This is a genomic window from Lactobacillus sp. UMNPBX16 (genome assembly GCF_002553775.1).
In the GTDB taxonomy this organism is placed as follows: domain Bacteria; phylum Bacillota; class Bacilli; order Lactobacillales; family Lactobacillaceae; genus Lactobacillus; species Lactobacillus crispatus.
The window spans coordinates 23104-45953 of the sequence record NZ_PCYU01000019.1; the positions used below are offsets into that span (position 1 = coordinate 23104).

Annotated in this window: 20 protein-coding genes, 1 tRNA gene and 1 pseudogene; 7 read left to right on the plus strand and 15 right to left on the minus strand. The window is 37.5% G+C overall.

Annotated features, from left to right (window positions below):
• Window positions 1-48 precede the first annotated feature (48 nt).
• A complete protein-coding gene (gene rlmD / locus CP367_RS04805) occupies window positions 49-1437 on the plus strand; it encodes a 23S rRNA (uracil(1939)-C(5))-methyltransferase RlmD (RefSeq protein WP_089145892.1) in 1389 nt (462 codons plus the stop codon).
• A 439-nt stretch (window positions 1438-1876) separates the two neighbouring features.
• On the opposite strand, the gene CP367_RS04810 is transcribed toward rlmD, so the two are convergent.
• On the minus strand, window positions 1877-2797 hold the full coding sequence (locus CP367_RS04810) for an alpha/beta hydrolase (protein WP_179210795.1): 921 nt from the start codon (window positions 2795-2797) through the stop codon (window positions 1877-1879).
• A gap of 93 nt (window positions 2798-2890) precedes the next feature.
• Between CP367_RS04810 and CP367_RS11185 the strand changes: the two genes are divergently transcribed.
• Window positions 2891-3175: a hypothetical protein gene (locus CP367_RS11185; protein WP_005722686.1), complete on the plus strand. Its 285-nt coding sequence runs from the start codon at window positions 2891-2893 to the stop codon at window positions 3173-3175.
• Window positions 3176-3202: 27 nt separating this feature from the next.
• Here CP367_RS11185 and CP367_RS04820 read toward each other — a convergent pair whose 3' ends face one another.
• The 6 genes from CP367_RS04820 to map form a co-directional block, all read right to left on the minus strand.
• Window positions 3203-4369 carry a hydroxymethylglutaryl-CoA synthase gene (locus CP367_RS04820; RefSeq protein WP_023487986.1) on the minus strand — a complete coding sequence of 389 codons (1167 nt, stop codon included), beginning with the start codon at window positions 4367-4369 and terminating at the stop codon, window positions 3203-3205.
• Window positions 4369-5580, minus strand: coding sequence for a hydroxymethylglutaryl-CoA reductase, degradative (locus tag CP367_RS04825; protein ID WP_089145891.1), 1212 nt, complete (start codon window positions 5578-5580; stop codon window positions 4369-4371). The genes CP367_RS04820 and CP367_RS04825 overlap by 1 nt, the downstream gene beginning before the upstream one ends.
• Entirely contained in the window at window positions 5577-6740 is a 1164-nt protein-coding gene (locus CP367_RS04830; RefSeq protein ID WP_068813571.1) for a thiolase family protein, read from the minus strand. Before CP367_RS04830 ends, CP367_RS04825 begins: the two co-directional genes overlap by 4 nt.
• A 110-nt stretch (window positions 6741-6850) precedes the next feature.
• Window positions 6851-7753 carry a UTP--glucose-1-phosphate uridylyltransferase GalU gene (galU, locus tag CP367_RS04835; protein ID WP_005718590.1) on the minus strand — a complete coding sequence of 301 codons (903 nt, stop codon included), beginning with the start codon at window positions 7751-7753 and terminating at the stop codon, window positions 6851-6853.
• A gap of 60 nt (window positions 7754-7813) precedes the next feature.
• The gene (locus tag CP367_RS04840) at window positions 7814-8737 is read right to left on the minus strand and encodes a YihY/virulence factor BrkB family protein (protein WP_005725308.1); all 924 of its coding nucleotides are present in this window, start codon (window positions 8735-8737) and stop codon (window positions 7814-7816) included.
• 8 nt (window positions 8738-8745) lie between these two features.
• Window positions 8746-9573 carry a type I methionyl aminopeptidase gene (gene map, locus CP367_RS04845; protein ID WP_005721525.1) on the minus strand — a complete coding sequence of 276 codons (828 nt, stop codon included), beginning with the start codon at window positions 9571-9573 and terminating at the stop codon, window positions 8746-8748.
• Between the two features lie 212 nt (window positions 9574-9785).
• Here map and CP367_RS04850 point away from each other — a divergent pair, with 212 nt between their 5' ends.
• On the plus strand, window positions 9786-10232 hold the full coding sequence (locus CP367_RS04850) for a flavodoxin domain-containing protein (protein WP_005718584.1): 447 nt from the start codon (window positions 9786-9788) through the stop codon (window positions 10230-10232).
• Window positions 10225-10752: a GtrA family protein gene (locus CP367_RS04855; protein ID WP_005718582.1), complete on the plus strand. Its 528-nt coding sequence runs from the start codon at window positions 10225-10227 to the stop codon at window positions 10750-10752. Before CP367_RS04850 ends, CP367_RS04855 begins: the two co-directional genes overlap by 8 nt.
• A gap of 18 nt (window positions 10753-10770) precedes the next feature.
• Here CP367_RS04855 and wecB read toward each other — a convergent pair whose 3' ends face one another.
• Window positions 10771-11913: a non-hydrolyzing UDP-N-acetylglucosamine 2-epimerase gene (gene wecB / locus CP367_RS04860; RefSeq protein ID WP_005724265.1), complete on the minus strand. Its 1143-nt coding sequence runs from the start codon at window positions 11911-11913 to the stop codon at window positions 10771-10773.
• A 105-nt stretch (window positions 11914-12018) separates the two neighbouring features.
• Here wecB and CP367_RS04865 point away from each other — a divergent pair, with 105 nt between their 5' ends.
• Window positions 12019-12207 (plus strand): hypothetical protein, encoded by a 189-nt coding sequence (locus tag CP367_RS04865; protein ID WP_005724266.1) that lies wholly within the window; start codon window positions 12019-12021, stop codon window positions 12205-12207.
• A gap of 70 nt (window positions 12208-12277) precedes the next feature.
• Here the strand turns inward: CP367_RS04865 and CP367_RS04870 are convergent.
• The 4 genes from CP367_RS04870 to CP367_RS04885 form a co-directional block, all read right to left on the minus strand.
• Window positions 12278-12350, minus strand: a tRNA-Arg gene (locus CP367_RS04870).
• 49 nt (window positions 12351-12399) lie between these two features.
• Window positions 12400-13728 carry a PTS sugar transporter subunit IIC gene (locus CP367_RS04875; protein WP_065988994.1) on the minus strand — a complete coding sequence of 443 codons (1329 nt, stop codon included), beginning with the start codon at window positions 13726-13728 and terminating at the stop codon, window positions 12400-12402.
• Window positions 13725-14969, minus strand: a complete 1245-nt coding sequence (locus tag CP367_RS04880; protein WP_089145890.1) for a DEAD/DEAH box helicase — start codon at window positions 14967-14969, stop codon at window positions 13725-13727. Before CP367_RS04880 ends, CP367_RS04875 begins: the two co-directional genes overlap by 4 nt.
• 2 nt (window positions 14970-14971) lie before the next feature.
• Window positions 14972-15679, minus strand: coding sequence for a GH25 family lysozyme (locus tag CP367_RS04885; protein WP_005724267.1), 708 nt, complete (start codon window positions 15677-15679; stop codon window positions 14972-14974).
• 108 nt (window positions 15680-15787) lie between these two features.
• On the opposite strand from CP367_RS04885, the gene CP367_RS04890 reads away from it, so the two are divergent.
• Window positions 15788-17089 (plus strand): APC family permease, encoded by a 1302-nt coding sequence (locus CP367_RS04890; RefSeq protein ID WP_089145889.1) that lies wholly within the window; start codon window positions 15788-15790, stop codon window positions 17087-17089.
• Window positions 17090-17140: 51 nt separating this feature from the next.
• Here CP367_RS04890 and CP367_RS04895 read toward each other — a convergent pair whose 3' ends face one another.
• Window positions 17141-19021: a flavocytochrome c gene (locus CP367_RS04895; protein ID WP_089145888.1), complete on the minus strand. Its 1881-nt coding sequence runs from the start codon at window positions 19019-19021 to the stop codon at window positions 17141-17143.
• Between the two features lie 322 nt (window positions 19022-19343).
• Between CP367_RS04895 and CP367_RS04900 the strand changes: the two are divergent.
• Window positions 19344-20175: pseudogene (locus CP367_RS04900) on the plus strand (transposase).
• A gap of 79 nt (window positions 20176-20254) precedes the next feature.
• Here the strand turns inward: CP367_RS04900 and CP367_RS04905 are convergent.
• Window positions 20255-22024: an FAD-dependent oxidoreductase gene (locus CP367_RS04905; protein ID WP_089145887.1), complete on the minus strand. Its 1770-nt coding sequence runs from the start codon at window positions 22022-22024 to the stop codon at window positions 20255-20257.
• 172 nt (window positions 22025-22196) lie between these two features.
• Entirely contained in the window at window positions 22197-22766 is a 570-nt protein-coding gene (gene hpt, locus CP367_RS04910) for a hypoxanthine phosphoribosyltransferase (protein ID WP_013086014.1), read from the minus strand.
• Window positions 22767-22850 lie beyond the last annotated feature (84 nt).

Below are 22850 nucleotides of genomic sequence, written 5' to 3' on the forward strand. Positions count from 1 at the left end.
AGTACAATTAATTGAACACAATTTAGTTTTTAGTAGAAAGAATTAACGATGAACAGAAAATTTACCCATAATAAACCAAAACATGAAAAAGACGTCATCATCACTATTAAAAGTTTAGGAATTAATGGTGAAGGAATTGGTTACTACAAGAAAAAGATTATCTTCATTCCTGGTGCCTTGCCAGACGAAGTAGTAGTTGCCAAGATTGTTAAATCATATCCACACTACATCCAAGGCGAACTGGTTAGAATTAAAGAAAAAAGTCCAGATCGCGTAGACTTCCCTGAAGGTGTTGATCCCGAGATTGGTGGCTTAGAATTAGTACACTTGTCTTACGACAAACAACTTGAATTCAAAAAGAACAATATGCTTGAATCATTACGCAAGTACCATCCTCGTAATTACAATAAGTATAAAGTTAAAAATACTATCGCTGCTCCTGACCCATGGCATTATCGCAACAAGGCTCAATATCAAATTGAAAAAGATCATGGTCAACTTAAGCTTGGACTTTTTGCTCCAAATTCTCACCGCTTGATTGACTTACCAAAGATGCCAACTCAAAGTGAAGATACACAAAAAACGGAACGTAAAATCAAGGTTTTAATTGAAAAATTGCATGTTCCTGTTGCCAACTATCGTCGTCATTTACCTGGCATTAAGACCGTAGTTGTCCGTCAATCAGAAGCAACTAAGGAAATCCAGGTAACCTTGATCACGATCGGCCACAAGATTAAGAACTTAATCCCTCTTGCTAAAGAAATTATGAAACTTGATCATGTAGTTTCTGTCTATCAGAATGAAACCGAATGGCAGAATCCACAAGTTTGGGGAAATAAAACCGAAAAGCTTTTGGGCAAGAATCAAATCACCGAAGAAATCTTAGGTAAAAAATTCGCCTTATCACCACGTGCCTTCTTCCAATTGAACCCAGTTCAAACCATCAATCTTTACTCAGAAGCATTGAAATACTTAGACCTAACCCCCGATCAAACCTTGATTGATGCCTATAGTGGTGTTGGTACCTTAGGTATTTTGGCAGCTGACCGCGTTAAGCAAGTTGTTGGAATCGAAACCATTCCAGAGGCAGTCAAAGACGCACAACATAATGTCGAGCTTAACCACATCAAAAATGCTGATTATATTCAAGGCAGTGTTGAAAAGATTTTGCCAGAATTACAAAATAGTGGTGTTGCAATCAATGCTTTAATCGTAGACCCACCAAGAACGGGCTTAGCTAAAAGCTTGATCAAAACCCTCTTGCGGGTTAAACCTGAAACTTTTGTCTACATCTCATGTAATCCCTCAACCTTAGCTCAAGACTTAGTTTTACTTAGCGAGGCATATGATGTTCGGGTCATCCAAAATGTAGACATGTTACCACAAACCCCACGCTGTGAGGCAATTGCTAAGTTGGTGCTCAGAAAAGATAGATAAATCCAACAACCTAGTCTTGGGCTAGGTTGTTTTTGTATATAAAAAAGCGGCTACTGGACAATCCTGTCCCTTAGTAGCCGCAGTTTCAAGTGGATGAGGTAGCTCATCAATTGATAGTCACGATTTTTAGTTGTTTGGTATGTATTTAAACAATGGCATTATCGCAACCAATATTAACATTCACTTGTTCGGGTCTTTACATAAAATGTAACTTTTAATAAATTGGAGTTTTTGCGAACAGCCAATGATAATTAATCAAATAATTTTTAATTAAGCTATTTATGGCTGACACCTCTACGTATAGAGAATCTTTCAAGTTTCCAATAATAATACAATTCTGGAGATAAAAACTTACTTATATTTTTTTATAGTTGTTAACTTTTATTTCTACCTCTTCCACACTATTCATTATATCTAGTTGTGAAACCGTTTACAAGAACTAACCCACATATTTTTGCAAAAATCTTTCTACTTGTTGTCGATATTGCTTTGGATACATTGGATAAGACAAAGCATGCCCTGCAAGTGACGCAAGCCAAATTTGCTTTGGAGCAGCTGTTGCCGCATAATTTTGCCAGACCATCTTAGTTGGCACAAAGTGATCCTTGCCGCCATGAATAAATAAAAATGGTCGCGTATTTTTATTTAACTGAGCAACCGCAGAAGCATCTTTTAAATAAAAGCCATTTTTCACTCTATTAATTCCACTAACCAAATCAACTATTGGAAACCGTGGAAAAGCCTTCATATGAAATAAATTTTGAGCTTGATAGTTAATTTCACCTTTCACGGTTGAATAACCACAATCTTCAATAAAAGCTTTCACTTGTGGTGGCAAAAGCATACCGCTTACCATCATTGCCGTTGCACCACCCATGCTTTGACCCATAATTACAATTTTGGCATTTGTACCAGTTTGATCAATTACTTGATAGATCCAACGCAAAATATCATCTTTTTCAACCCAGCCATAGCCGATATACTTACCTTCGCTGCGCCCTTGGGCACGTGCGTCTGGAACGAGAACATTATAACCAAAATCATAAAACATTTTGGCAAAACCAGCCATACTATCTCCATCACTCATAAAGCCATGTAATAAAATTGCGGTTTTTTTGGCATGTTGATCAAGGTACTGGGCGAACAAAGTTATGCCGCTATCAGTTTTTAAAGTCCATTTTTTCTTAGAAAAATCTCTAAACCAAACCTTATCACGATAAAGTGGATCCTTGCCTGATAATTCTTTGGAGTCAGCTTTTTTATTAAACGGTGTCATCGCCATCTTGAAAAAGTACTCGCTTGCCGCAAACAAGCCAGCTCCAGCAATTAATGCGGAAGACAATAATAGTTTCTTTTTCATCTTTTAACACTTCCAAATTCAATTATTTCACTTTTCATTTTATAATTAAATTGCTGAAAATTTACAATCCTTATGACTTAATTATACTGAAAAATGCGCTTAACAGACTTACTTCAATTAATCGATGACCTGAACCTGAATACTAAATTTTATCTAAAGCATGATGACAAACTACTTAAGTGGGGAAAACTCACTATTGCCGAAGGAAAATGTCTGCTGCTACCCGGGCAAACAGCAATGACCAAACAAAAATTGATTAAATTAGTTGGCCGCATGCGTGGTCGCGGCATCCCCTTGTTAATGGTCATTGACCAAAAAGAATATTCCATTTTCGGCCTACAGATTCGCGAAGATACTGGACAAGCAATTTTAATGTAAAAAAAGAGCACAAATGTGCTCTTTTTCTTATTCTTTTACGCGGTATTGACGAATATGATCCTTAGTACCAGCAAAATACCAAGTACCTACTTCATCGTCGCTAGTTAATTCTAAACCATCCTCAGGATCTAACAAAGCCGTATTGAAGACGTCTTCATATTGCTTAACTGTCAGCTTCTTCCGCCGATCAAGCATTGCTTGATCAGCTGTAGGATCAATTTGTTTTTCATATCCTTCAACCAACTTGCCACTATAAAACTCAGCCATTGCACCTGAACCATATGAAAACAGGCCAATTAATGAGCCAGCGGGTAATTCACCATTCTCTAGCAAACTAAGTAAACTCATATAAAGTGAAGCGGTGTAGATATTACCTACTCGGCTTGATAATTGTTTAGCAGCCGCAAAACTACGCTCCAACTTGATCATTGTTGCTTGATCTTGCCCCTCAATAGCAATATTATTAGCTTTTAAGCCCATCTTAGTAAAAGGTAAATGATAAGTAATTGCATCAAAATCACTAGTCTTCAATCCTTTTTGCTTCTTATAATCAGTAAAGGTCTTCTTGAAGAAATCCAAGTAAACTTGAGTCGAATACTTGCCGTCAACTAAAGCGGTGCGAGAATAATTTGGTCTCCAGAAGTCGTTAATATCTTCGCTGTAAGCTGAATGACCATTATTTAGGGCTAAAATGCTTGGGTCAGCTTTGATGAGCATTGCCACGCTACCGGCTCCTTGTGTTACCTCACCAGCAGTATTAACACCATAGCGAGCAATATCACTACCGATGACAATTGCGGTTTGTTCAGGATGTACCCGAACAAAATCACGTGCCATCATTAAGGCTGCCGTTAAACCAAAGCAAGCTTCCTTTACTTCAAAAGTTCTTACTTCTGGCTTCAACTTTAAGGCTGTTTTTACAAATAAAGAAGCTGACTTTGATTGATCAATACTGCTTTCAGTCCCAAAAATTAATAGACCAACTTTGTTCTTATCAATCTTGTCAATAAACTTTAAAGTCGCATTAATTCCCATTGAAACTGCATCTTGCGTAATATCCGCAACACTCATCTCTCTTTGACCAATGCCAACTAAAAACTTATTTGGATCTTGCTTTCTTGCGTTCGCCAAATCGACCATATCAACGTACTTGTCTGGCGTAAAAAGTCCAATTTGATCAATACCTACTTGCATTATTTTTCCTTTCTTATTTTTGCTAAAAGCTCCTTAGCATGACTTTCAGAATAATTTTTTTCACTAATCATCGCAGCTAGTAGCTGCTTGCGCTCATGTTCGTCATCGGTTAATTCAGTGACTACGTTTCTAGCCTGCAACTTCATATGCCCTGCTTGAATGCCGACAGTAGAAATTGCCAGTAAAGCGGCTAGGTTGTTGGCTAAAGCCACGCTAACAATAATCTCAGCTAGAGTTTTACTCGTGATTTTTTGTCCTAAAATAGCAAAACTTTGTTGGACATCATGACGGGCCTTAATTGAGCCACCAACTACTCCAATCGCCATTGGCAAAGTCAATTCGCCAACTAAATAACTACCCTGCATCGTCCACTTTGATAAACTGCGATATTGGCCATCATGATTGGCTAAAACTGCAGTGGCTGCTTCAATTGCCCGATAATCATTGCCTGTCGCAATCAATACGGCGTCGGCACCATTCATAATTCCTTTATTATTGGTAACTGCGCGATAAGGATCATCAAGCCCTATTTTCCCCAGTAGAGCAACACGCCGTGCAACTTGCATCCCACCAATCGTTTGTGGATCAATCTTCACTTTAGCCGTGGCCAATTGGCTAGGATAATTTGATAAAATCGCAAATAATTTTTCATCAACACCAGCATAATTTTCTAATTTAGCCGCTAAAAATTCCAAAATCGAGTTGGTTTTATTCGCGCCCATCGCCTCAGCTGGATCAACCAATACTTTTAAGTAAAGCAAATCCTCTTTCTGCACAGCAGTTATTTTTCTAGTACCACCACCATGACGGACTAAGCTGGAAAACTTTTGATTAGCTAATTCGACTAAGTGCGGAAATTCTTTTTCTAATTCAATTAATGAAAAAGAATTGTTGACCTTCAAAACGATTTGACCATAAATCCCTTGTCGGTCGCTGCTAGCTGTCACACCACCATTTCTAGCAAAGATACTAGCTCCATGATTGGCGGCAGCAACTACTGAGGGTTCTTCAACAGCCATTGGCACCCAGTATTTTTGTCCATTGACTATTAAGTTTTGTACTACGCCTAAAGGCAAACGCAGCTGCCCTACAACATTTTCACTCAATTCATCTAGACGTCTCAAAACCGTATCATCGATTTGCCCTAATGCAATACCTTCGTCCTGTAATAACTTACGTCTAGCTTCAGGCTCTAATTGATAAAATTTCATTCTGCATTCTCAATTTCATAAGCAATCGCCTGACCGCCACCGATACACAAAGTAACCAGGGCACGTCTGCCTTTTCTCTTCTTTAATCCACTAATTGCACTAACAACTAAGCGTGTACCCGTTGCACCTAAAGGATGACCTAACGCGATTGCGCCACCCATAATATTCAATTTATCAGTTGGAATTTGTAAGTCGCGAGCTACCGCTACGCTTTGGGCCGCAAAAGCTTCATTTAATTCGATAATATCATAGTCATCAAAATTACGTCCCGTCTTCTTAAGCAGTTTTTTAACCGCATAATATGGAGTATAACCCATCAGTGCAGGATCAAAGCCAGCTTCCGCAAATTCACCTAACTTGGCAATTGGCGTTAAGCCTAACTCTTTCATTTTCTCCTTAGTTGCCAGAACTAACATACTTGCACCATCAGTCAAAGGAGACGAGTTTCCGGCAGTCACTTCACCATCCGCCTTAAAAACAGGCTTTAAGTTACTCAATGCCTCAAGCGTTGTATCCGGACGAATTGGTTCATCATGATCTAAACTTTGACCATCAATCTCCACATCCAGGATCTCATTATCAAAAAATCCGGATTTAACTGCTGCAGCTGCCTTTTTATGCGACTGCAATGCAAATTCATCCATATCCTGACGACTAACATGATATTTTTCTGCTACGTTTTCGGCAGTAATTCCCATATGCTTGCCAGAAAAAGCATCCATCAAACCATCGTTAAGCATAGTACTTACTAGGTGATCTGCTGGATCATTTTTGTTTTCTTTTTTAACAAAATAAGGCGCATTAGTCATGCTCTCACTACCGCCGACAGCTACTAGATCCAAATCGCCTAGTTCCATCTGTCCTTGAGCTAGACGTAAAGCTTTCAGACTTGAGCCGCAGACTTCATTAATTGTAACGGCTGCAGAAGCTTCACTCATCCCTGAATGTAAGGCAACTTGGCGAGCCATATTCTCACCTAAGCCGGTATCCAAAACATTCCCCATAAACAGTGCTTGAACATCAGCTGGCTTAATATTGCCCGCCTTCATTGTTCCTTTCAAGGCCATTACACCCAAATCAATTGCAGAAGCATCCTTAAAAAATCCTCGGTACTTGCCAAAAGGTGTTCTTTTAGCTGCAACAATATAAATGTCCTTCATATATTTTCTCTCCATAATGTGTATTTTTTAACAAATATGATAATAGCAAAAAAATATTAAGAAAAACATAAAAAGACTACGCCGCAGCGTAGTCTCCCTAATAATTAAGCTTATTTTTTATTTTGCTTACCTTCGGCTTCAAACTTCTTGCTCAATTGCATGATATATGCCCGCAATTGTTCCTTAATTTCTGGGTGCTTCAAACCATATTCAATTGAAGTTTCAAGGTAGCCTTCTTTGTTACCAACATCATGACGTTCGCCTTTAAAGACATGAGCAAAGACACGTTGAGTCTTGTTCATTGTATCAATCGCATCAGTCAATTGAATTTCACCGCCACGACCTGGTTTTTGGTTAGCCAAAATATCAAAAATTTCAGGTGTTAATAAGTAACGACCAATAATGGCATAATCACTAGGTGCTTTATCAATATCAGGCTTTTCAACGAATGACTTAACATTGATCAGTCCTGGCATGATCTCATTTTCCGGTTCGATGACACCATACTTAGAAACTTCTTCATGTGGCACAGGCATAACTGCAATTGTAGAAGCATGCGTCTTGTTATAGCGATCGATCAATTGCTTGGTCAATGGCACCTTATCTTCCATTAAATCGTCGCCCAACATAACTACAAATGGTTCATCCCCAACAAAACTGCGAGCACGGAAGATGGCGTCTCCTAAACCTGCTGGATGCGGTTGACGAGTGTAATACAAGTTAACGCCTAAATCAGTAATTCCTTCGGTTAGGCGAAGCAATTCTTTTTTACCCTTTTCTTCCAAATCTTGTTCTAGTTCTGGATTAGAATCAAAGTGATCTTCAATTGGGCGTTTGTTCTTGCCAATTACAATTAAAATATCTTCGATTCCTGACTTTTTAGCCTCTTCAACGATAAACTGAATTGTTGGTTTATCAACGATAGGTAACATTTCCTTAGGTAAAGCCTTAGTTGCAGGTAAAAATCTAGTACCCAAACCAGCTGATGGGATAACGGCTTTTCTTACTTTCATAAAAGCACACTTTCTATTTCAATTTTATAAGTTCATCATAACAAAATATGCATTTTCCAGCTACTTAGTTTTTCGTCTTTTCTTTTGAATATAACTGGCAATACGACCAGCAGAATATTCAACTTGTCCAACACGGTTTCGCACAATAGCAGCGTTAACACCAACGCCAAATAAAAATAATACTGCTGCAATATTCAACCAGAGCATAAAGATGATAAACGTACCAACAATGCCATAATTCTCCCAAGTAATCGGGAAATGGTGTAAATAGAAACTAAAAAGAAATGATAGGGCTAACCAGCCTACAACAGTTACAAAAACTCCTGGCCAAATTACTCTCTTTTTGAGTTTTATATTAGGCAAAACATAGTTCAAATACCATAATGCTAGCATCATAACCAATATTAATACTGGATAGCGATAACTAAAGATCTTGCTAATTTCATTAAGTGGTAGCTGAAAAATCGGTCCTAAAAAGTTGAGTACTTGTTGCCCAAAAACCAAGGCCAATGTAGCAATTGTAAATACTAGAATCATCAATCCTGTAAAAACAAAAGTAATAGTTCTAGTCCAAAGAAAATTAAGCATTGATAATTTTAATTCAACTTGATGAACCCCATAAAGTCTATTTTCTCCAAGACGAATTGCATTAACCATATTTGATAATGACCAAACTGCAAACACAATACCAAAAGAAATATAGCCTGTTGATGTAGTTTTCAATAAAGAATTTATAATTGGCATAATGAATTTTGACACTTGGTCTGGAAAAACCAAGTTCAAATATTCAGCAATAGGCGCAGTATCAATGTGAAACAACGGTAACACGTTACCAATGATAATAATAATCGGAAAAATAGAAAACAAAATGTAGTAGGCAATAATAATTGAACTAGCAAATATCTCTCCTTGAGATAAGGTGGTTCGTAATGTAGAAATAAATTGCCCAATTTTTAAACCAAAATGGTTTTTACCATTTTTCATCCATTATCCTAATCATCCATCTCATCAAAGTGAGGGATGTACTTTTCTAAGCCATCGTAAGGATGCTGCAGAGTCAAGATCTTAGGACCATCTTTTGTAATTGCAAAGGTGTGTTCAAATTGAGCAGCATTAGAACCATCTGGAGTTGCGTAGTAAACCCAATCATCGTTAGGATCGTCAACAGTACGTTGGTCGATGTGCCAGTCGCCACCAGCTTCTACCATAGGTTCACAAGTAATAGTCATGCCTTCACGCAAGCGAAGACCATGACCTGCCTTGCCCCAGTGAGGAACTTCTGGATCTTCATGAATTGATGGTTGAATACCGTGGCCAATTAATTCACGTACATCACCGTAATGATTTTCATCTTCAACATAATGTTGGATAGCAGCACCGATATCACCAATTCTGTTACCTAAAACAGCTTGGTCAATTCCGAGATACATTGCTTTTTTGGTTACTTCAATTAATTTCTTATCAGCTTCGGAAATTTCGCCAACTGGATAAGTAGTACATGAATCTGATTCATAACCGTTCAAGTTGCAAGTTACATCAACCTTAACGATATCGCCTTCCTTTAAGATGCGATCTTTTCTTGGAGTTTGGTGGGCAATTTCATCGTTAACCGAAATACAAGTACCATACTTATAACCTTCAAAACCTTGTTCTGAAAGGCGACCGCCACGACTTGATACGAAGTCTTGACAAAACTCTTCAATTTCCCAGGTAGAAATGCCTGGCTTAATCACATCACGTAAGCCTTCAAACATAGTTGCAAGAAGATGTCCTGAAGCTTGCATGCCTTTAAGTTCACGAATTGATTTAATTGTAATCAAAATAATTTCTCCTTTATAAATTTTTATTTAGTTTCAGATATTTCTATTATACCGTTTTCCAAAATACTTTTAAAAGGTCGGGTTTTTGTAGAATCAAAACAAAACTCTAGAAATACCTGAAATATTTTTAAAGTTTGCTAAAACTAAACGTTTTTGCAATAGTTTCATGTATAATAAGGTGTCGTATAATGCAGTGAAAGGTATGAAAAATCATGAAAGCAAGAATTGTTTATGCCAGCATGACTGGTAACGATGAAGACATGGCTGATATTTTAGAAGAAGATCTTCAAGATTATGGCTTTGACGTTGAAACAAGTGATGTCGGCTTCACTGATGCCAATGACTACTTAGATAGTGATCTTTGCATTTTTATCACCTATACCTATGGTGAAGGCGTAATGACTGATGAATTGGCAGACTTTTATGGGGAGTTAAAAGACTTGGATCTAACAGGCAAACATTTTGCTGTGATGGGTTCTGGCGATAAGACCTACGGTGAACACTTTTGTGAAAATGTTTTTGACTATGAAAAAGCATTCAAGGATTGCGGCGCAACTGAAATTACTAAACCCGTAACAATTGAAAATGCGCCAGATGATGATGCAGTCGCTGCAATCGATCAAGCTGCAAAGGAAATGGCCGATAAGTTAAATGGCTAATAACAAAAAAGACGTCACAGCTGTTGATCAGGCACAAATACGCCGTCTAGGTCAAAAATTAATCAAGCGACACCGTAATCTTTGGGTTTACATGGTTTTCGGCTTTGTCGCTGCATTAATCAATACCTTAGTCTTCATGGTCTTACACTCATGGTGGCATAATGTGATGGTAATTTCTAACACCATCGCCTTCATCGTCTCCAACCTGGCATCTTTCTGGTTTAACCAAAAGGCTGTTTTTATCAATAATGTCGATCATGAACACAGCACGTGGCATAAACTAATCGTCTTTTTCACTTATCGCGTCATCAGTTTAATCCCTGATACATTAATTATGTTAGTCGGCTTATCCTGGCTGCATTTAAACGCATTACTAGTCAAAATTATCGACCAAATTTTAGTCGGTGTATTCAATTACTTAACTACTAGATCAGTCTTTCAAAAGCAAGAACATACTATGATTGAACGTGCAAAAATGCGCATTCAAGAACAAAAAAATAAAAGAGATAGCAAAAATTAAAACTGTCTCTTTATTTTTTTACTCAAAATCTTTTGGTTTACTTTCACTATCTTGATTAAAGTAATAATAAATATCATCCATAATTCGATCAGCTGCATGTCCATCTCCATATGGATTTTTGGCATTCGCCATCCGATCATATTCGTTTTTGTTTTCTAACAAAGCTAGCATTTCTTCACGCACCTTGTCGACTTCAGTTCCAACTAACTTCAAGGTACCGGCCTTTACGCCTTCAGGACGTTCCGTCGTATCACGTAAAACCAAAACTGGTTTACCTAAACTAGGAGCTTCTTCTTGTACGCCACCTGAATCAGTCATGATAAAGTATGAACGTTTAGCTAAGTTATGGAAATCTACTACATCAAGCGGCTCAATCAAATGAATCCTTGGATCACCACCAAGCACTTCATTAGCCACTTTTTGTACTCGTGGAGATAAGTGAACTGGATAAATAATTTCTACATCAGGATGCGAATCAATTACTTGCCGCATTACTTTAAATACTCGGCGCATTGGCTCACCTTGATTTTCTCGACGGTGCATAGTAACCAAAATCACCTTATTACCAGGAGTAATTGCGTCCATTACCTCATGATGATAATCTTGTTGTACAGTCTGTGCTAAAGCATCGATTGCCGTATTTCCAGTAACGAAAATAAAATCAGAATGGTGATTTTCCTTCAGTAAATTAGCCTTACTCAATTCGGTCGGTGCAAAATATAAATCGGCTAAATCATCAGTCATCTGCCGATTCATTTCTTCAGGATATGGTGAATACTTATTCCAAGTTCTCAGACCTGCCTCCACATGTCCCAATGTAGTTTGCTGATAAAAAGTAGCTAAAGAAGCCGCAAAACTAGTCGTCGTATCACCGTGAACCAAGACAATATCTGGTTTCTCTTCTTTGATCACCTTAGATAAATCAATCATCACTTTAGAAGTAATTTCTTCTAGAGTTTGATTTTGGTGCATAATATTAAAGTCATAATCTGGTTTAATTTTAAAAATATCTAGCACTTGGTCCAACATTTCGCGGTGTTGTGCGCTAACGACCGTTACTTCTTCAAAACGATCATCTTTTTTTAGTTTCAAAACAAGTGGTGCCATCTTGATTGCCTCTGGACGCGTTCCAAAAACAGTCATTACCTTAATTTTCCTCATTAAAAAATTCCTCCGCTTAACTATTTTACTATACCTGATTTTAGACTATCTTGCACCCGCTTTCTGTGTTTTAATGGAAGTATTAAATTGAAAGTTGGTCGATGCATGAATTCATCATTACTATTATTAATTACAACTGGTTTAATTATTTTGATTGGAACGTTTTGCCTTGTTTTTGGTATGGACAAAAACAGACCCGCTAAAACTAGAAAATATTTACTTTATACTGCACTAATCTGTGTTTTCCTAGTTTGGGGCTTAATTACTGCAATTATGCTTCAACCCTTAGGATAATAAAGATATCTTTTGGATAACCAAAGCATGTAAAAAGCCTGCAAGTTAAATACTTGCAGGCTTTTTTCTATGACCCCGGTGAGATTCGAACTCACCTCTACGGTTTAGGAGACCATTGTTCTATCCAGATGAACTACGGGGTCAAACCTAAGATTAACTTTACCAAAAAAAGTGGTAATAGTTAACCTTTTTTTAGAATTGTGGATTAAAAAATGTTTTCGGATGGTTGGTATCAGCAATCTTATCAGCTGCTTTAACAAAAGGCATCCAAATTAGCAAAGCAACAATCATATTTAAAATGCTTAAAACAATTGCACGCCAATCATAATTGCAAGCCAGAAATGGGCCAATAACTGGTGGCATGATGCTAGGTACTGCCACTTGAACTGGATTAACCAATCCCATAATGCTAACCCAATAAGAAAAGGCAACATTAACTAGTGGCGCTAATACAAATGGAATTAGATACACTGGATTTAGCACTACAGGCAGGCCCAAGAGAATTGGTTCGCCAATGTTAAAAATTCCTGGAGCTAGTGAGATTTTGGCAATTGTGCGATAATCACTGCGTTTAGAAAACATTAAAATCGCCACAATTAGCATTAAGGTTCCACCAGCACCGCCAAACCAGGCAAAGACATCAAATGAGCCACGTACCCATACATATGGTGGAATATTTCCATTACTAATCGCTGTGATGTTATCATTTTGAGCAGTCATCCAAATTGAATCCAAAATTGGTGATAGAACCCCTATACCATTAATTCCAAAAAACCAAAATAACTGCACTAATAAAGTAATGACAATTACCGTACCAAAGCCTTGTCCCCACTTTACTAATGGAGTTTGAATTGTGGTAAGCAACCAATTTCCAAAATATTTACCGGTAAGAATTTGGAACAAATAATTAATTCCGCCTACACCAAATATTGCAATCATTGCAGGTAATAAAGAATCAAAAGCAGCTTGTTCAGCATGGGGCAAGTTCGATGTCACATGCAACATAATCCTTGCTTTATAGCAAGCATAATAAATAAAAAAGCCTAATGAGCCAAACAAAATAGCAGTAAAGAGGCCAGTAGTTGAGAACTGACTAATGTCAAATGCATTATGCAGTGTAACATTATCACCATGAAATTTAATCTTAGCTATATTGGCAATGCTTAGTGCAAAAGAAGATAATGCCACAATTGAAGCAGCAAGTCTATTTCCTTCAAAAGCTTTTGCTAGTTGATAGCCTAAAGCCAATGCTAAGAAAAAGGCAAATAATGAAAATGTTCCTCGCCAAACTAAATTACTGATTGCTACCAATGGCTGCATCGCAAAAGCAAAGGCATACCAGCCTAAATGATCATGAGCTGCTTCAATTAAGCTCTTAATTAAAACTGCTAATGATCCTGCCATTGTAATTGGCATTAATGAGACAAATGCATCCCGTAAAGCAACTAGCCATCTTATCTGACCCCATCTACTAGCTAGCGGCAAAACATAGTCCTCTAGCCATCTAACTAAACGAATCATTTCTTTCCTTTCAAGTAATGTGGATGATATCCCTTGTTCTTATTACGTTTCTTGCGTTTCTTGCGTTTTTTAGTTTTATTTTTCTTAGTCGAAGTCTTAATGGGCTGCTCTTTAGCCTGCTTCTTTTCCTTCTTGAGTTTAGGCTTTTCAGTTGTTAAATGATAGCCTGCAAAGTAGACACGCTCTATTTGTAATTGATCTGCCAATAATTTCTTCAAATCACGAAAATCGTGATCATCGCCTAAAGTAACCACATAACCTTCAGCGTTCATTCGACCTGTTCTTCCTGCCCGGTGCATGTAAGTATTAGTCTCGCTCGGAATATCAAAATTAATCACATAGGTAAGGCCTGGAATGTCCAACCCACGCGCAGCCAAATCCGTTGCCAGCAGCAATTTCGTCTTACCAGTAGCTAGGTCATTTAAGGCTTTTTCACGGCGTTCTTTACCAAATTCATTAGCTAATAATTCGAACTTAGTCTTAGTATGCCCAAAAATACCAGCAAAGCGCATCATCGTTTTATTTGAATCAAAGAACAAAATTCCCTTAAAGTGATCCAACTTAGTCATTCGCTGCAAAAATTCAATCTTGTGTTGATTGTCTACTTGCAAAAAATAATGTTTAGTCGCTGAAGCTTGTTCATTTCTGACATCTACTAACAAGAAATGACGGTTAAAAACTTGCTCCGCATCCCGTGTAATCTCAGAATCTGTTGCTCCAAATAATAAGATTTGACTGTCTGGACCCAGATTTTGCCCTAATGCTGATAACAATTCCATTTTAGTAAATTCTAAAATATCATCGGCTTCATCAATAATCAAAGTCTTGATCTGGTTTACTTTAATTCGACCACTTGAGAAGAAGTCAAAAAAACGGCCTGGTGTAGCTACGACCACTTCAGGATGCTTTTTCTTCAGATTGTCTTCTTGTCTCTTTCTATTGCCAGCACCAACCAAGCTGACGCCTTTTAATCCTAAAGCGTGGATGTAAGGATTAATTGCATGACGAATTTGTACAGCTAATTCAGTCGTTGGCGCAATAATTACCACGCTGTTAGCATTACCTGGCTGTGCTTTTTCCAAACTAGGAAGTGCATAAGCCAATGTCTTACCCGTACCTGTCTTAGCCAATCCAACCAGGCTCGCACCATTGCGAATGGCATCATAGCTTTCTTTTTGAATTAAAGTTGGCTGGTCCTTGTGTTCTCTAATTAAAACTTGTTTGATTTTTTCTTGATACATTATTACTGTGTTAATTGCCCATACTTTTGCTTATATTGACCAACGGTCCCGTTATACGCGTACATCGTTACCTGGCTTTCTAAGCCTGAAACATTCCTTACGCGTCCGTTAGTAGTGTAGCACCAAAATGAATACTTTAATTTATTCGGTGCCTTACTATCTGATGACATAAATAACGTTTGCGGATTAAAGTAATGTTGATATTTATGATCAACTTTCACCATGACTCTTTTGCCAGCTGCTTGCAATAAAGCCGCAAACTGCCCCATTGACCGCAAATATCTCGCTGAACGAGTAGTCACTGCCGGTACAATTAGAATTGGCAGCGAGCCCGTATTTTGTCCTACTTGCTTAAAAAAGTAGCGGTAATGCTGCATCGGAGTCGATTCATTGCTATAGGAAATCTCACTACCAAATGCCAAGTTCGTTCCTAAAATTTGGTCACGATAAGACAGATAGTTTTCATCAAAATATGATCTGCCTTGGGTTGCTTTCAAATATATAAAGGAAACGCCATTAGATTGCAATTTATGTAAATCAACATAGTCAATATCTTGATTTAACTCAATCCCAATCGCACTTGAATTAGCATCTGGCGGTAAAGTTGTTTGCCGCTTAAAATTGAAAAAGCCAATCAAAAGAAATGCAATCGCCAGAATTAATAAAGTCAAAATCGCTGGCAAAGTATACTTATGCTGAAATCTTTTCATCGGCTAAATTCCTCCCTTAATTATTTTAACCGAAAAGCCTATCAATACAAACATTTCCAGTCGATGTGCTAAAATTTAAATAATGTAAACGAAAGGCAACAAATAAATATGAAACGACAAATCTCATTCGGCCAAGCATTGGCTACCGTAGTCGGTTCTGTCATCGGAGCTGGCGTATTTTTCAAGATCGGAACAATTACTGCACAAACTGGCAGCACTTCAATGACCCTGTTTGTATGGATTTTAGCTGGGATCATTTCAATTGCATCAGGTTTGACCATTTCAGAAATCGCCGCCAGCTTAAAAATTAATGGTGCCATTAAGTATCTTGATTACACTTACGGCCGCGTGTGGGGTTTTCTTTTTGGCTGGGCACAAATGATTGTTTATTTTCCAGCTCAAATTGGTGCCCTAAGCTCAATTTTTGGCGTTCAGTTTGTCTCCTTATTTGGAATTAAGGCGAGGTATTCTAACCTAATAGCTATCTTGCTAGTGCTTTTTCTCTTAGGAATTAATCTAATCGGAACTAAATTTTCTAGCAAAATGCAGTCGGTCATCACTATCCTAAAAATCATTCCAATTGCTTTAATTATTATTTGGGGATTATTTAATCCTGTCAAAATACCTGCACCAATTATTCCGTTAACAGTCGGCACTGGACATTCATTTCCAACCGCTATTAGTCAAGGGTTACTTTCTGCGTTATTCGCCTTCGAAGGCTGGATTGTAGTGACTAATTTGGCTAACGAAGTCAAAAATCCAGAAAAAGACCTTTCACGGGCAATTATTTTAGGTCTTTCAGCAATTACATTGATTTATGTTTTAATCAATTATACTTTCATGACCGTTTTACCTATTGATCAATTAACTAATAACAATAATGCCGCGTTTCAAGCTTCAATGAAATTGTTTGGTCAATTTGGTGGAAAACTAGTCACTGTGGGAATTTTAATTTCTGTTTACGGTGCGGTTAACGCATTCATGCTGACAGGGATGCGCACGCCTTATATCTTGGCTCAAGACAATTTATTGCCATTCTCCAATAAAATTGGCAAGGCTAATATCCATACCGGTGTTCCAGTAGTTGGCGCGTTTATTGTTGATGCTATTGCAATTGTCATGATTCTACTAGGTAATTTTACTGTTTTAACTGACATGCTAGTCTTCGTTATGTGGACTTTCAACACAATGTTGTCAGTTGCCGTAATAATTTTGAGAAAGCGTGAGCCAGAATTAAAACGTCCATTTAAGGTTCCATGGTATCCGATCATTCCAATTATTTCCGTGATCGGTGGTATCTTCATCGTTGTCTCAACAATTATCAATCAATTTGTTCTTTCAATTATTGGTATTGGTTTAACATTGTTAGGACTGCCAACTTACTATTACATGCAAAAGAAAAATAATTAACGAAAAAAGCCGCCGATTTTGGGCGACTTTTTGTTTAAGTAAATATATTTATTAATGTTGTGAAGCACCGCTAGTTGCATCATTTTCTTGATGATCTTCATAGGCAGTATTGGCAGCAATTCGACCAAAAGTGAAAATATCTGCCAAGGAGTTACCACCCAAACGATTACCAGCATGAATGCCACCAGCATTTTCACCAGCAGAATATAGACCATCAATAATTTGACCATCTTTATTCAAAACATGTGCCTTAGTATCAATTACTAAGCCGCCCATAGTGTGGTGAATAGCAGGCTTTCTCGGAGTAGCATAGAATGGTGCAACTTCACATTTGAGGCCTAATACATTCTTATGGAAGTCTGGATCCTCGCCACGATCAACGTAAGAATTATAATCCTGGATAGTTTTAACCAAAACTGCTGGATTCATTCCAATTTGTTTTGCCAAATCTTCAAGCGTATCAGCTCTAAACAAGGTTCCAGCCTTAACTTGCGCATCAAGTGACTCTTGGGTTGTATTGTAAGCAGTGTCCTTAATCTTATCGTCCGCAATTTGATAAATCAAACCACCATTTTCGATAACTGCCTTAGCCAAAACATCCCGTTCCGCAAATTCATTAACAAACCTCTTACCCTTTTTGTTAACCATAATATAGTTAGCAGGCGGAGTTACAACACCAGTGAAAAGCTCACCGGTCTTTGGATCAGCTACTGGCATTAATTGGATAAAGCCCATACCGAATAAGTCTGCACCAGCTTCAAGACCTAAGTTAATCCCATCGCCAGTAATTGCAGGTGAATTAGTTGTTGTACTATCGTCTGCAATGTTTGGCCAATAGGTATTGTATTTTTGAACCATCTTAGTATTGGCACCAAAGCCACCTGCCGTTAAAATTACTGCCTTAGCATGCACAGTCAAAGTACTACCATCAGCGCGTGTCGCAATTACACCGCGTACTTTGCCATTTTCAATAATTAGTTTTTCAACACGAGTTTCAAGATATGGATCGACACCATGCTCTCTTATCCAATCACCCAAAACGTGAATAAAGGCATAACCTAATGGCTCTACTGGCTTATGACCTCTGCGCCACAAACCACCAACTGGTTCTGTAACTTGAGAATTATCAAACTTAACACCCAAATCTTGGAGCCATTTAACAGAATTTAAAGCATTAGTTACCAATTCATGTACCAAAGCATATTTACCATGAATTTCGTTACCTTTTAAATCCGTCCTTTTACCACCTAAATAAGTTTGAATTTCATGGAGTAAAGTCGAATCAAATAAATAATCTGTACCAGAATCAATATATTCTTTGATTTGTCTTTGTAATTTTTCAAAATCAAAGCGGTATTCTAAATCAATTTGTTCAATTGGCGTATTAGCCAAGTCTTCTAAAGTCTGTTTTTCACCAGGAAGAGCCTTAAATTTACTTTGCCATTCTGGTTCAGCCGCATTCATTGGACCACCAGCACGGCTAGTATTACCACCGATCTGTGGATACTTTTCGAGAACAGCCACCCTTTCACCATGTTGAATTGAGCGAACTGCAGCTGCTAGACCAGCGCCACCTGCACCAACTACAGCTACATCAACAGTAATTTCTTCATCTTCTACCTTTGTAGCAGCGGGCTTTTCACGGTTTTTCCATTCGGTTGAATCGCCGCCTGCTTCATCAATTGCTTCGGCTACGCCATCAATCACACCATGACTGGAAATAGTCGCGCCACTGACCGCATCAACGTTTAAAGTTTGATTTTCCACAATTGTTTTAGGCAAACGTCTAAATACTTCATCGGCTACTCCCTTAGTTTCACCTGATGAATCTACTTTGATTGAAGTAACTTTATCGCCATCAATGTCAACTTCCATTGGCATTGATTCGGAACCATGACCTTTAGCTTTTACTTGATATTTTCCTGACTTCATTGTTTACACCTCTAATAAGTTTAATTTTATCCACAAGTTAATATTAGTGCGTCATCTGTTGATGTATCAAATATCAATTTCACTATACTTTCATAACAAAATTATTATGAAATAACTATGTTTCGTTCTCCAAATAAAAAAAGCTTAATGCAAATAGTTATCCACATTAAACTTTTTAATTGCATGCTTTAATTAATAAACTGAAACTTGAAAGCTAAGATTAACGCTCCTTCCCCGCGCCTCTTGGCTTTTTCTTATCAAAAATAAAAACGCAGGATCTCTCTGCGTTATACTTTAAATGTCAACCTGAAAATCCTACGCAATGAACAGTATAGAACAAATCGACACAGAAAACGATACCAAATCCTTAATTTCTTCATTTATTAAACTAATTGGTCTAGCTAAGTTAACTAAACAAGTCAACTTTAAGCGTAAATCTACCGTTTCATTAACCATGATCATCTCTTGGTTGATGTCAGTACACTTTGCTCGGCTTTCCTTATTCAGAGCTAAGAGTGACAAGCGTTTTTCCGTTAGAACTGCTCGCAATGTACTTAACGATGGAAGAATCAACTGGCAAAAACTATTATGCTTGATTGCAGCTTGGCTCATTGGCTGCTTCAAACATCCGTAAAAAGAAACATTATCTTTATTCAAGCATAGTTGAGGCTCAATATCATGGACATAGCTTTTTATTAAAGCTCGTCTTTGTCTCCAACCGTAGAAGCAAGAACAAGCATTCGATTTTAGCTACTACTCAGACAAAGCTTAGACCTGAAGAAATCATCCAGCTCTATGGTCGTAGATGGCAAATTGAAACATATTTTAAGACGTCTAAGCAATATCTTGCTTTAGATAAATCTCAAGTTCAAAGCTATGATGGATAATGTGGCTATATCGCAGTTACAGTAATAACTTATGATCTATTGGCCTGGCAGGAAAGACAAAATACAGATGATAGGACAATCGGAGATTTATTCTATCTAATGAACGAATCCTTGCCTGATATTAAATTCGTAGATGCATTGGTCTACTTGATTTCAGAATTAAAAGAGCTTAAGCAGACTAGTTTTGAAAAGATAGATGAAGCAATCAATGACTTTATTAACCAACTGCCACGATTCATACAAATTGCACTGAAACAGATCATATAAAAACTAATTACGTCTAAGAAAGCTCAATAGTGACAGGACTTGAGCTTGATTTTGGTACTTTCAAGTTTCAGTATTTAAATTAAGCTTCAGAGGCGCCTGATACAGCATCTGCTTCTTGTTCATTTGAAACAGTAGAATAATTATAATTGGTATTATCTGCAGCAGTCGTACCTGCAACAAAACCAGAAGCATAGCTCCAAGAATTCATCATACTTGGCATTGAATCATGACCATTAGCACCACCAACAATTTCTCCTGCAGCATAGAAGTTACTTACGGGATTCATATCATTGTCAAGAAGCTGCATTTGATCAGTAGTTTCATATCCACCCAAAGTTGTGCAGAACAGAAGTTTTTGTTCAATTACATAATATGTATCGCCTTCGAACTCATGCATAAACTTCTTGTCTCTACCAAACTCAGGATCATAATCTGCTTTAACATCTTCAGTATAGTTATCAACAGTTTCCTTCAGCGTTTGATAATCAATACCTGCTTTTTCTGCCACGGTCTTCAAGTCGCCTTTGACCAGAACTGGACTCTTCTCGCCATCCAAATCAAAGAATGATTGAACTTCTTCTTTGGTAAAGCCATACTTAAGCATTAATTCATAGAAACGGTCCCAGGTTCTTTGATCCATGACAATGTAAGCTACCTTACCATTTTGTTCGGCAATCGCATCCCTAAAATGCGTATAAGGTGCAGATTCGTTAACTATTCTCTTGCCATCAGTATTAACAAAAATAGCCCCCATATCGGTCGCTTCTTTAGTTGAATAAGTTGTTAGCTTAGCAATACCAGGTTCAACTTCCAATCCATGTGGATATACCTTATACCAGTCTAAGTTACGAGTAACCAAATTCATATTTTTGGCAAAATCAAAATAATCACCAGTTGAAGTCATTGGACCATAATATGGAATATCAGTCTTATGAGCCTGATAATCACGTGCACCCCAACCACCAGCAGCTAAAACAAGTGACTTGAAATTGACATTAATTGTCTGGTGCTTGCCTTCAGCGGTTAAAGATACCAGTTTGCCAGCCTTATCTTTATTCAACTTTTCAACACGGGCATCTAAGATAATTTGTCCGCCTTTTTTTTCAAATGCCTCAGCCACCTTAGTCACTAATTCATATGAGCTTTCACTAGGCATTTCAATTTGACGATTTACACTATGTTCAACTGTTTGGGTTTCCGCTTTTTGATAAGTCAAATTTGCAAATTCAGTAATAAAGTCTACGGCCCTACCAATATTGTTAGCTAATAACTTTGACAACATTGGATAATTGGTACCGCGGCATTCACGAGTAATATCTTGAACTAGTCTATTTGGCGAATCCTTCTTTGCCGTTTCACCAAATAATTCTGCAGAAACTTTAGAGCCAGTTCCTACAACATTTGAGCCATTTAAAATAGTTGCTCCACCTAAATAGCCATTTTTTTCAAGTACAACTACTTTTTTACCCATCGAAAGAGCACGACTTGCCGCCATTAACCCGGCCATACCGGAGCCAATTACAGCCACATCAACATTTAGTTGCCTTTCTTCATGTACGACTTCTGGCTTTTTTCCGTCAAGAGCAATGTTATTTTCGGCTAATGCTTTTTTACCAGAATCTAGCATTGCTTGAGTCATCAATGATGCCCCAGAAACAGCGTCCACGTCAAAACTTTGATTATCAATAATATTTTTCTTTAATTTACCAAAAGCTTGATTAAAAATTGCAGGAGTTTCCGAATTCTTGGTTACTTTGACATCGCTAATTTTATTGTTTTCTAAATCAATCTCAAAATCAATTTGACCATTGCGACCATCTGCTTGAGCTTTAATAGTTTGTTTGGTCATAAAAACTACTCCTTTACTTGTTCTTCTTACTAAACCGCCTACATTATAACCACAATATTAAATCTAAAAAAATAAATTTAATTTGATATTTTAATAAAATTTTTTATCAAAAGCAGTAAATAAAAGCGAGTGATCATTCTCACTCGCTTGATTCTTTATCTAATTTTCATCCTTATTTATTAGCGTAATGTTGAATAACTTCTGGCTTCAATACCCCAACATAAGGAAGGTTACGATACATATTTAAAAAGTCCAAACCATAACCCACTACGAATTCATTGCCAACCTTTGAACCATAATATTCTAATTCAACATCGATAGTTCTTCTGGCTTCCTTATTTAGCATTGCACAACACTTAACGCTCTTAGCGCCACGTGCCATAATGTGTTCTTTCATGAATTTCAAAGTTAAACCCGTATCAACGATATCTTCGACAATTAAAACATCGCGATCCTTCACGTCAGTTACCAAATCTGATACTATCTTGACCTTACCAGTTGACTCAAAGCCATCACCATAACTAGAAACATCGAGAAAATCCAGTTGATGTGCTACGTCCATTTGTCGAGTTAAGTCAGTCAAGAAGTAAATTGCACCCTTCAAAGCCCCAACAACTACCGGCTTTTTACCAGCATAGTCCTCAGTTAATTGCTTACCTAAACGGACGCACATCTCATGAATGTCATCTTCTGTGAATAATTTGTGATCTATAATTTGGTCAATATTGTCGCCTTTTGCCATTTAATCTACCCTTCAATTCAATTTACATATATTATTCCTAATAAAAAGAATTATAACATCTTTAAACAAAAAAAGCGTCATTTT

What these genes read in the sequence shown, in the direction of transcription:
- galU (WP_005718590.1), bottom strand. Translation starts at nt 7,753, where the DNA reads ATGAAAGTAAGAAAAGCCGTTATCCCATCAGCTGGTTTGGGTACTAGA.
- CP367_RS04865 (WP_005724266.1), top strand. Translation starts at nt 12,019, where the DNA reads ATGAATTCATCATTACTATTATTAATTACAACTGGTTTAATTATTTTG.
- CP367_RS04840 (WP_005725308.1), bottom strand. Translation starts at nt 8,737, where the DNA reads ATGAAAAATGGTAAAAACCATTTTGGTTTAAAAATTGGGCAATTTATT.
- CP367_RS04820 (WP_023487986.1), bottom strand. Translation starts at nt 4,369, where the DNA reads ATGCAAGTAGGTATTGATCAAATTGGACTTTTTACGCCAGACAAGTAC.
- CP367_RS04850 (WP_005718584.1), top strand. Translation starts at nt 9,786, where the DNA reads ATGAAAGCAAGAATTGTTTATGCCAGCATGACTGGTAACGATGAAGAC.
- CP367_RS04890 (WP_089145889.1), top strand. Translation starts at nt 15,788, where the DNA reads ATGAAACGACAAATCTCATTCGGCCAAGCATTGGCTACCGTAGTCGGT.
- CP367_RS04830 (WP_068813571.1), bottom strand. Translation starts at nt 6,740, where the DNA reads ATGAAGGACATTTATATTGTTGCAGCTAAAAGAACACCTTTTGGCAAG.
- wecB (WP_005724265.1), bottom strand. Translation starts at nt 11,913, where the DNA reads ATGAGGAAAATTAAGGTAATGACTGTTTTTGGAACGCGTCCAGAGGCA.
- CP367_RS04825 (WP_089145891.1), bottom strand. Translation starts at nt 5,580, where the DNA reads ATGAAATTTTATCAATTAGAGCCTGAAGCTAGACGTAAGTTATTACAG.
- CP367_RS04905 (WP_089145887.1), bottom strand. Translation starts at nt 22,024, where the DNA reads ATGACCAAACAAACTATTAAAGCTCAAGCAGATGGTCGCAATGGTCAA.
- hpt (WP_013086014.1), bottom strand. Translation starts at nt 22,766, where the DNA reads ATGGCAAAAGGCGACAATATTGACCAAATTATAGATCACAAATTATTC.
- CP367_RS11185 (WP_005722686.1), top strand. Translation starts at nt 2,891, where the DNA reads ATGCGCTTAACAGACTTACTTCAATTAATCGATGACCTGAACCTGAAT.
- rlmD (WP_089145892.1), top strand. Translation starts at nt 49, where the DNA reads ATGAACAGAAAATTTACCCATAATAAACCAAAACATGAAAAAGACGTC.
- CP367_RS04875 (WP_065988994.1), bottom strand. Translation starts at nt 13,728, where the DNA reads ATGATTCGTTTAGTTAGATGGCTAGAGGACTATGTTTTGCCGCTAGCT.
- CP367_RS04855 (WP_005718582.1), top strand. Translation starts at nt 10,225, where the DNA reads ATGGCTAATAACAAAAAAGACGTCACAGCTGTTGATCAGGCACAAATA.
- CP367_RS04885 (WP_005724267.1), bottom strand. Translation starts at nt 15,679, where the DNA reads ATGAAAAGATTTCAGCATAAGTATACTTTGCCAGCGATTTTGACTTTA.
- CP367_RS04895 (WP_089145888.1), bottom strand. Translation starts at nt 19,021, where the DNA reads ATGAAGTCAGGAAAATATCAAGTAAAAGCTAAAGGTCATGGTTCCGAA.
- CP367_RS04810 (WP_179210795.1), bottom strand. Translation starts at nt 2,797, where the DNA reads ATGAAAAAGAAACTATTATTGTCTTCCGCATTAATTGCTGGAGCTGGC.
- CP367_RS04880 (WP_089145890.1), bottom strand. Translation starts at nt 14,969, where the DNA reads ATGTATCAAGAAAAAATCAAACAAGTTTTAATTAGAGAACACAAGGAC.